General features: G+C 60.5%; 7 protein-coding genes and 1 pseudogene. 4 read left to right on the top strand and 4 right to left on the bottom strand.

Annotated elements, in window-relative coordinates; translation table 11 throughout:
- Positions 1-89: 89 nt before the first annotated feature.
- Entirely contained in the window at positions 90-755 is a 666-nt protein-coding gene (locus JWR98_RS15215) for a polysaccharide lyase family 7 protein (protein WP_003176611.1), read from the bottom strand.
- A 312-nt stretch (positions 756-1,067) separates the two neighbouring features.
- Between JWR98_RS15215 and JWR98_RS15210 the strand changes: the two are divergent.
- The 3 genes and pseudogenes from JWR98_RS15210 (at position 1,068) to JWR98_RS15200 (ending at position 4,031) form a co-directional block, all read left to right on the top strand.
- A pseudogene (locus JWR98_RS15210) lies at positions 1,068-3,174 on the top strand (putative bifunctional diguanylate cyclase/phosphodiesterase).
- 41 nt (positions 3,175-3,215) lie between these two features.
- On the top strand, positions 3,216-3,716 hold the full coding sequence (locus tag JWR98_RS15205; RefSeq protein ID WP_003176609.1) for a M48 metallopeptidase family protein: 501 nt from the start codon (positions 3,216-3,218) through the stop codon (positions 3,714-3,716).
- 18 nt (positions 3,717-3,734) lie between these two features.
- Entirely contained in the window at positions 3,735-4,031 is a 297-nt protein-coding gene (locus JWR98_RS15200; protein ID WP_205490451.1) for a winged helix-turn-helix domain-containing protein, read from the top strand.
- A 54-nt stretch (positions 4,032-4,085) separates the two neighbouring features.
- Here the strand turns inward: JWR98_RS15200 and JWR98_RS15195 are convergent, their stop codons facing one another.
- On the bottom strand, positions 4,086-4,538 hold the full coding sequence (locus tag JWR98_RS15195) for a GNAT family N-acetyltransferase (protein WP_078735005.1): 453 nt from the start codon (positions 4,536-4,538) through the stop codon (positions 4,086-4,088).
- Between the two features lie 201 nt (positions 4,539-4,739).
- Between JWR98_RS15195 and JWR98_RS15190 the strand changes: the two genes are divergently transcribed.
- The gene (locus JWR98_RS15190) at positions 4,740-5,477 is read left to right on the top strand and encodes a substrate-binding periplasmic protein (protein WP_205490450.1); all 738 of its coding nucleotides are present in this window, start codon (positions 4,740-4,742) and stop codon (positions 5,475-5,477) included.
- Between the two features lie 118 nt (positions 5,478-5,595).
- Here JWR98_RS15190 and yccS read toward each other — a convergent pair whose 3' ends face one another.
- Positions 5,596-7,779 (bottom strand): YccS family putative transporter, encoded by a 2,184-nt coding sequence (gene yccS, locus JWR98_RS15185; RefSeq protein ID WP_205490448.1) that lies wholly within the window; start codon positions 7,777-7,779, stop codon positions 5,596-5,598.
- A 236-nt stretch (positions 7,780-8,015) separates the two neighbouring features.
- Positions 8,016-9,194 (bottom strand): aminoacetone oxidase family FAD-binding enzyme, encoded by a 1,179-nt coding sequence (locus JWR98_RS15180; RefSeq protein ID WP_205490446.1) that lies wholly within the window; start codon positions 9,192-9,194, stop codon positions 8,016-8,018.
- Positions 9,195-9,284: the final 90 nt, after the last annotated feature.

Below are 9,284 nucleotides of genomic sequence, written 5' to 3'. Positions count from 1 at the left end.
TCGCGGGCAAGCCCGGCTCCCACAGGGTTCGGTGGTGTGTTTAATACAGTGGATTCACCGAGGAATAGTCCTTGGCATCACCGGACTATTCACTCGTGATCAATATCCAACTTGGAAAACGTCACCTTGGCGCCTTCCTTGGTATCGCCACTGTTGTCCTGCACATAGGTGCCGGCCTTGAAGTACAGCGGTTTGTCGCCCCACGCCGCGCCGATGCGCTCGTTCCACTCACTGTCGGCGGCATACACGCTGAGCAGCCCGGCTTTGTTGAGGTTGATCACGTAGGTGAAGCTTTTCTCCAGCGGCACATTGGAGGCGACGATGATCACGCGGCTGGTGTCTTCATCCGGGCGCATGCGCACTTTGGCGACGATGTTGCCGCTCTGGGTTTTTTCCTTGAATTGATATTCGAGTTTGATCAGCGGCTTCTGACTGTCGTAGGCATGGATCTGGCCGATCACGATCTTGCCGGTGGACGGCACCTGATTGACCGCGAGTGTGGCGCGCAGAAAGTTGTTTGCTTCGGGGTAGGTCCAGTTGCGCAGGCGACCGTCGGCGTAGGTTTCGCGCAGTTCGCTGCGGGGGTAGATGGCGTTTTCGGTGCGGGTACCGGTGACTGGCGTCCAGAATTGCACGTTGCTGCCTTCGGCCTGGAAATACTGGTCGTTGAAACCACTCATCAGCTTCGGAGTGTCGATGGTCGCAGGGGGAGAGCCGACCGGAATGCTCAGGTTCCAGGTAGAGAGGTCGATCATGGCATAGGCCTTATACAGAGGGGGTGATGGCTTTGGCCCGCAGGCCTCACGGGTTCTTTATAGGCGGTGGCCGGCCAGTTGTTAAACGGTTGCTGGCAATTTATTGGCGCCAAGAGAATGTCAAAACGCCATATATGGCGTGGTACGGGGGCTGTAGCGCTTGACCGTTAGTCGGCTTACTGAACTTTGGCGCGATGATGGCATCCACGTCACTTCTGATTTTGAGGTTCCAGCGCTAGAGTGATGGCTCAGAGTTTGTCCGGGTTTACGCTTAGAAGTGACCGGAGCGAGTCCTTAAGGAAGAGACGTAGCATGGAATGCGCTCCACACCACGGCGACGGCGATTCGGTTCTTCTGGTGGTCGATGACTACCCGGAAAAACCTGATCAGCATGCGTGCGCTTTTGCAACGTGACGACTGGCAGGTCGTAACCGCAGCCTCCGGTGTTGAAGCCCTGGAATTGTTGCTGGAGCATGACGTCGACCTGGTGCTGCTGGATGTGAAAATGCCCGGCATGGACGGCTTTGAAGTGGCCCGCCTGATGCGCGGCAGTCAGCGCACGCGCATGACCCCGATCATCTTTCTGAGCGCCAATGCCCAATCGCCCGCGTCGGTGCTGGAGGGGTACGCCAGCGGCGCCATCGACTACCTGTTCAAACCCTTCGACCCGCATATCCTCAAGCCCAAGGTTCAGGCACTGCTGGAACACCAGCGTAACCGCCGGGCGTTGCAGCGCCTGAGTCATGATCTGGAGTCGGCCCGCGCCTTCAATGCCTCGGTGTTGGACAACGCCGCCGAAGGCATCCTGGTGGTGAGCGAGGCGGGGGTCATCGAGTACGCCAACCCGGCGATTTCACGTCTGCTCAACGCCACGCTTCATGAGCTCAAAGGTCAGGAATTTCTCAGCTTCCTGCAAAAGCCTCACGTGCCTGCCTGGTTGGAATCGCAGATGTACGCCGGTTATCGCAAGGGCGAAACCTGGCGTCTGCACGATGCAATCCTGCGCACCAGCCGCGGGCAACAGGTGCCCGTGGCGCTGTCCTGCGCGCCGCTGCCGACTGAGCAGAAAGCCATGGTGGTGACGGTGCTGGACATGTCCGAAGTGCGCCACCTGCATCAGCAACTGGAGTTTCAGGCAGTCACTGACCCGTTGACCGGGCTGTTGAACCGGCGTGGCTTTTATCAGGCGGTGGAAAATACCTTGTCGCGTAGCGAGCGGGTGGACCAGTCGCTGGTGTTGCTGTACCTGGACCTCGACGGTTTCAAGCGGGTCAACGATTCTCTGGGGCACGATGCCGGCGACCGCGTGCTGCGCTGGGTGTCGGAGCAACTGCAAGGTTGCCTGCGCTCCTACGACATCATCGGCCGCATGGGCGGGGATGAATTTACCGCGTTGCTGGAGCTGGAATTCCCGGAACACGCGGCGAAGATTTCGGAAAAACTGATCGAACGAGTGTCGGTTTGTCATCAAGTTGACGGTTTGGATGTAATGCTCGGGGTCAGCATCGGCATCGCCACGTTTCCGGACTGCGGTTCTGACCTCAACGGCCTGTTGCGTGCGGCCGATATCGCCATGTACGAAGCCAAGCGTGCTGGGCGTCAGCAATATCGCTATTACGACCAGGAAATGAACGGCCGCGCCCGTTCGCGCCTGATGCTCGAAGACAGCGTGCGCACGGCCATTGAAAACAAGGACTTTACCCTGGTCTACCAGCCCCAGGTGTCGCTGGAAGACGGGCACCTGCGTGGCGTCGAGGCATTGTTGCGCTGGCAGCATCCCAGCGTCGGCGATGTACCGCCGGGGTTGTTTTTACCATTGCTGGAAGAGGTGCGGTTGATCAGCCAGCTGAGTAGCTGGATTTACCAGCAGGTCGCCGCCCAGCGCCAGGCATGGCACACAACGTTCGATGACGAGTTGGTGCTGAGCGTGAGCTTGAGCGCCAGTCAGTTCAATTTGCCCAACCTGGCGAACCAGCTACAGCAAATGATCGAGCGGTATGGACTGCGCGACCGGCAACTGGAGGTGGAAATCGGCGAAGACTGCCTGATGAACAACCTGGAAGAGGCCGCCAAGCAGCTCAAGTTGCTGCGCCGTGTGGGCGTGCGCATCGCGCTGGACGACTTTGGCTCGGGGCAGTGTTCCCTGGCGCATCTGCGTGATCTGGAGTTCGATACCCTCAAGCTCGACCCGCAGTTGGTGGCGCGCCTGCCGGGCTCGGTGCGCGATGCGGCGATGGCGCGCAGCATCATTGAGTTATGTGCGCATTTTGACGTGCTGGTAATTGCCGAGGGCGTCGAAACCCAAGAGCAAGCGAACTGGCTCAAAGCCCACGGTTGCCCGTTTATCCAGGGGCCATGGGCGTCGCAGCCGTTAATGGCCGAGGTCGTGGCTGACTGGTCGCGCGCTCGCGTGCGTTGAATTCGCTACACTGACGGCCTTCAAACCCTGTTGCAGACTCCATGACCGCGCTGAAATACCTTCAGGCCTACCCGCCAGCCCTCCAGGAGCAGGTGCGTCAACTGATCGCCAAGGACCAGTTGGGCGCCTACCTGGAGCAACGTTACCCCGAACGCCACGCCGTGCAGAGCGACAAGGCCCTGTACGCCTATGCCCTGGCCTTGAAGCAGGAACACCTGCGCAACGCGCCGGCCATCGACAAAGTGCTGTTCGATAATCGCCTGGACCTGACTCACCGCGCCCTCGGCCTGCACACCACGATTTCGCGGGTGCAGGGTGGCAATCTGAAGTCCAAGAAAGAGATCCGCATCGCTGCTTTGTTCAAAGAGGCGGCGCCGGAATTTCTGCGCATGATCGTGGTGCATGAACTGGCGCACTTCAAGGAATCGGACCACAACAAGGCGTTCTACAAACTCTGCGACTACATGATGCCGGGCTACCATCAGGTGGAATTCGACCTGCGGGTGTACCTCACGTATCGCGACCTGCAGGGCAAGCCCTGACGACACAAGGCGACCACCATGGATGTGAGCAAGACCAAAAGCAGTTTCTACCGCCGCCTCTACGTGGCGTACCTGATCGACAGTGGCCTGGCCAGCAGCGTCCCGGCTTTGACTGACGCCACCGGCATGCCGCGACGCACGGCGCAGGACACCATCGCGGCGTTGGCCGATCTGGATATCGTGTGTGAATTCGAGCAGCAGGACGGTGCCCGCAACCATGCCGGGCACTATCGGATTCGTGATTGGGGGGCAATCGATCGGCGTTGGATCGAAGACAATCTGGCTTCGGTGAAGCGGGTGTTGGGCTATCCCTGAAATTTTTGCATTGTTTCGGCTGACGCCATCGGGGGCTTGCCCCCGATGAGGCCCTCAGGCGCGCCGCATACCTATATGAGGAATATCATCCTCAAGGTATTCCTGACCCGCCACCACAAACCCGTACTTCCCGTAATACCCTTGCAAATGCGCCTGGGCTGACAGAAAGACCGGCGTCTCGGGCCAGATCTCGTCGATCTGCCGCAGAGTTTCTTCCATCATCTGGTGCCCCAAGCCGGTACCGCGTGCCGACGGCGCGACGATCACCCGGCCAACCACCACGTCACCGCCCTGGGATTCCGGGTCCAGCAGGCGCAGGTAGGCCACCAACTGATCATCCTGCCAGGCCATCAGGTGGTGGGTATCGCCCGCCAGGTCCTGCCCGTCAATGTCCTGATAGACGCACTTCTGCTCGACAACGAAAACCTCGCAGCGCAAACGCAGGATCGCGTAGAGCTGCTCCTTGCCCAAGTCAGTGTGATGTTTGCAAACCCAATCAACCGTCATGATGAACTCTCGTGTAAACGTCTGTTCAGGATAGTAAGCGCGATGTGCGCGTGTGTCGAAATCGTCTATTTTTGTGAGTGACGTCAATTCGCCATCATTGTGTGCGTGCGCCTCCGGTTTCTTTGTGTAATGTGAGCTATTGTTAGGACCTCAGGTCTCGCCTGAGCCAGAGCCACCGCCTGCCTGCCAAGGATTTTGAGCATGCCGCGATTCTTTCGTGCCGTTGCTTTGATTGGAGTGTTATTGCTGGCGACGCCTGCATTTGCGCAGAGTTTGCGTCTGGTCGCGGATGCCTGGCCGCCTTTTACCGATTCCACCCTGATCAACGGCGGGCTGGCTACCGACATCGTCCGTACGGCTCTGGCTCGTGCCGGCTATGTCAGTGATTTCGAGCAGGTGCCTTGGGCGCGCGCGCTGATGGGGGTGGGCGACGGGCGCTATGACGTGCTGATCAACGCCTGGTACGACGAGGCCCGCACGCATTTGGGGCAGTTCTCCAACGAGTACCTGGTCAACCGCGTGCGCTTTATCAAGCGCCGTGACGACCCCATCGAGTACCAGAACCTTGAACAGCTGCACGACTACCCGATAGCCGTGGTGCGCGGCTATGCGTATTCGACTGCATTCGACGCAGATGCGCAGTTGCAAAAGGTCCCTGTGCATAACTTCGCCATGGCCGTGCGCATGCTGGCGGCGCAGCGGGTGCGGCTGACGGTGGAGGATGAGTACGTGGCGCGTTACTACCTGTCACGCGAATCGGCACGGGTGCGCAATGCGGTGGAGTTTTTGCCCGCGCCGTTGAGTGAAAACAGCCTGCATATCCTGGTCAGCCTGAAGCACCCTGAGCATGCGCAGATCGTCGCGGGCTTTGATCGGGAGATTGCCAGGATGAAGGCCGATGGCAGTTATGCGCGGTTGATGAAGGCTCATGGGATGTAGTGCCTGTGCGGGCCTCATCGGGGGCAAGTCGAATCGTCGCACCGCCCCTCCCACATTGATCGAGTTCCAACATGGAAATGCGGTCCCCTGTGGGAGGGGGCTTGCCCCCGATAGCGGCCTAAGCCGCGCTGGTGTCCTTGATCAGGTGCGCCGCCAATGTCCGCAGCGGCCCTAGCTGCCGACAAATCAACGCCAACTGCGTCTGCACCAGTCGCTGCCCCTCATCGATCTCATCCGGCATCTGCTCCAGGTCTGCCGCCAGGGCTTCCTCGGCATCGCTCTGGATCGCAATCGGCTGCTTGTTGGCCAGCCCTGTGGCGATTTCATCGATGCTCGCCGCCAGTGTCTTACCCGCGCCGTCGATCAAGTGTTCGCGGATCTCGGCCGGCAATTGCGTATCGCGGTGGGCTCCAAGCCCCGACAAATAGCTGAGCAAGGTGTGGGACAGCACCAGAAAGCGGAACCCCACATCCGCTTCCTTACGAAAATGCCCCGGTTCCATCAGCATATTGGCCAGGGTGGTGGACAATGCCGCGTCGGCGTTGTGCGCGTTGCGGCGGGCCAGGCGGTAGGCCAGGTCGTCGCTCTTGCCGGCGGCGTATTGCTGCATGATCTGGCGCAGGTAGATGCTGTTGCAGGTCAGCGTGTTGGCCAGCACTTTGTTCAGGCGTCGGCCTTGCCAGTCCGGCAGGAACAGGAACACCGCCAGACCGGCGATCAGGCTGCCGAGCAAGGTGTCGAGCAGGCGCGGCAAAAACAGCCCGTAGCCATCGCCCACCTGGTTGAAGCAGAACAGCACCATCAGGGTGATGGCTGCGGTGGCCAGGGTGTAGCGGGTGGTGCGGTTGATAAAGAACACCAGGCCCGCGGCGATGGCGAACATCGATTGCACCAGGGGGCTTGGGAACAGGTCGAACAGCGCCCAGGCCACGGTAAGGCCGATGGCGGTGCCGATGATCCGCTGCCCGAGTTTGCGCCGCGTGGCGCCATAGTTGGGCTGGCACACAAACAGGGTGGTGAGGATGATCCAATAACCCTGGGAGGCGTGGATGACATGCAAGGTGCCGTAGCCGATGCTCAGCGCCAGGGACAGGCGCAGGGCATGGCGGAACAGCAGCGAGGTCGGCGTCAGTTGCGTGCGCAGGCGTGTCCACATTTCCCTGAGGTTGCGCGGCGCGCGGTCCAGCAGGTTGCTGTCGGAGGCGTCGGCCAGGGCGTCGGGGTTGCTGGCGTCGCCGAGCAGGCGGTCGAGCGTCGACAAGTTGGCCGCCAGCGCCCGCAGCGAGCGCAGCAGGCCGCGCCAGGCCGGGTTGCTCTGGATGCGCAGGTGCTCCAGGGAGGCGTTCAGGTCGCTGAGCGCCTCGGCGAAGCTGTCGCCATAGATAAACGGCTGGCGCAGCTGGATCGACTCGGCCAGCGCCTGGCAGGCCTTGCCTTGCTGGCGCAGCAGGCGTTGGCAGCGGAACAGCACATCACTGTGGAAGAACGCCTCGGCCAGTGCGTTGTAAGGATAATGGGATGAACTGGCGCGTTCGTGGATGTCCTGGGCCAGGAAGTACAGCTTGAGGTAGCGGCTGACTTTTGAGCCCGGTCGGCCGTTGCCCACGCGGTGCAGGATGATTTCCTTGGCGGCATTCAGCGCCGCTACCACCCGGCCGTTTTGCTGGGCCAGTTCCAAGCGGCGCGCTTCCACATCCAGCTGGCGGATCGGTTCGAACAACGACGACTTGAGCTTGAGATAACGCCCCAACTCGCGGAACAACCGCGCCAGGCTCTGCTGTACCGGCTGGTTGGAAAACAGCGCCTGCCACAGCACCGACAGCACCCCATACCAGGCCGCACCGGCCACCAGCAGCAGTGGCTCGTGCCAGAAATCATTCACCGCGCCACCGCGCTGGTCCACGCCGATCATGGTGTACACCGACAGAATCAGCGTGGCCGATGCAATCGCCCCGTAACGTTCACCCAGCGCGCCGAGCATGGTCAGGCCGAACGTCGCCAGGGCCAGAGAGATGACGAAAATCCAGGGGTAGGGGAACAGCAACTCCACCGACAGCGCGGCAATGCTGAAACACACCAGCGTCACCGCCAGGGCGTTGAGGCGGCCTTGCCAGCTGTCGTCGGTCTCGGCCAGGGCGCTGGCGATAATCCCCAGGAATAGCGGGATCAGCAGGGTCATTTCATCCTGGTACCAGCACAGCGCCATGCTGCCGGTCAGGGCAATGAATACCCGAATGCTGTAGCTGAATTTATCCAGCGCCCACAGGCGACGCAGGGAATGCTTGAACGAGGTCGATGACATGAAGTCTGGAGTCTTCCGGGACGTTGTCGCTAAATTGAGCTATCAAGGACGCCACGGCAAGGGTGGTGAGCACATCACTGCACAAAATTTCTCCCTGGCACACAGATAATCAAAATGTGGGAGGGGCTTGCCCCCGATGGCGATGTATCAGTCACCGGATGAGTTGACTGGTCCACCGCTATCGGGGGCAAGTCGAATCGTCGCACCGCCCCTCCCACATGTTTTACCGTGTTGTGTCAGGCGTATTGTGCTGCGGCATACCCCGACGCCCACGCCCACTGAAAATTGAACCCGCCCAGGTGCCCGGTCACATCCAGCACTTCGCCGATAAAGTACAGCCCGGGGCTCTTCAGCGATTCCATGGTCTTGGACGACACTTCCCGCGTATCCACCCCACCCAGCGTCACCTCGGCAGTGCGATAGCCTTCGGTGCCCGCCGGCACCAGCTGCCAGCTCCCGAGTTTTTGTGCGATATCGGCAATTTCAGCGTGGGTGTATTGCTTCATCGGCTTGGACGCGAACCAGGTGTCCGCCAGCAGGTTGGCCATTTTCTTGGTGAAGATCTCACCCAGCAAGGTTTTCAGCTCGCTGTTGGGGCGCTCGACCTGTTGCTGTTGCAGCCAGGTGTGGGCGTCGTGGTCAGGCAGCAGGTTGATCTCTACGGTGTCTCCGGGTTCCCAATACGAGGAAATCTGCAAAATCGCCGGCCCGCTGAGGCCGCGATGGGTAAACAGGATGTTCTCGCGAAAGCTCTGGTCGTTGCAGCTGACCAGGCAGTCCACGGAGGTGCCGGACAACTCGCCGCACAGCGTCTTGAGCTGATCGGTGATGGTGAACGGCACCAACCCTGCGCGGGTCGGCAGCAACGCGTGACCGAACTGCTTGGCCACCTGGTAACCAAAGCCGGTCGCGCCCAGGGTCGGGATCGACAGGCCGCCGGTGGCGATCACCAGTGACTCACAACGCAACTCACCCAGGGTGGTCTGCAGTTGATAGCCGCTGTCGAGCCTGGCGATTTCCTCGATGGAGGTGTCCAGGTGCAGGCTCACGCCGGTCTGGATGCACTCGTCGAGCAACATGCCGAGGATATCGCTGGACTTGTTATCGCAGAACAGTTGGCCGAGCTTCTTCTCGTGGTACGGCACGCCGTGCTTGGCCACCAACCCGATGAAATCCCATTGGGTGTAGCGGGCCAGGGCGGACTTGCAGAAGTGCGCGTTGTGCGAGAGGAAGTTGGCCGGCTCGGTGTACATATTGGTGAAGTTGCAGCGGCCACCGCCGGACATCAGGATCTTTTTGCCGGCCTTGTTCGCATGGTCGATCAACATCACCTTGCGCCCACGTCCGGCGGCGGTCAGCGCGCACATCAAGCCTGCGGCGCCGGCGCCAATGATCACAACTTCGGTCGAGCGCACAGCAATGTCCTCATACAAATTCTAATTTGAAATACAGTTGAATGTGGGAGGGGGCTTGCTCCCGATGGCGATGCGTAGCAGCTGCCGAGC

Origin of the sequence: Pseudomonas lactucae (assembly GCF_016937615.1) — a bacterium.
Taxonomy (GTDB): domain Bacteria; phylum Pseudomonadota; class Gammaproteobacteria; order Pseudomonadales; family Pseudomonadaceae; genus Aquipseudomonas; species Aquipseudomonas lactucae.
The sequence above is the reverse complement of the archived record's forward strand: the minus strand, read 5'-3'. Positions and strand labels throughout refer to the sequence as shown.

Coding starts and splice junctions, on each gene's coding strand:
- JWR98_RS15215 (WP_003176611.1), bottom strand. CDS start 755: ATGATCGACCTCTCTACCTGGAACCTGAGCATTCCGGTCGGCTCTCCC.
- JWR98_RS15205 (WP_003176609.1), top strand. CDS start 3,216: ATGACCGCGCTGAAATACCTTCAGGCCTACCCGCCAGCCCTCCAGGAG.
- JWR98_RS15200 (WP_205490451.1), top strand. CDS start 3,735: ATGGATGTGAGCAAGACCAAAAGCAGTTTCTACCGCCGCCTCTACGTG.
- JWR98_RS15195 (WP_078735005.1), bottom strand. CDS start 4,538: ATGACGGTTGATTGGGTTTGCAAACATCACACTGACTTGGGCAAGGAG.
- JWR98_RS15190 (WP_205490450.1), top strand. CDS start 4,740: ATGCCGCGATTCTTTCGTGCCGTTGCTTTGATTGGAGTGTTATTGCTG.
- yccS (WP_205490448.1), bottom strand. CDS start 7,779: ATGTCATCGACCTCGTTCAAGCATTCCCTGCGTCGCCTGTGGGCGCTG.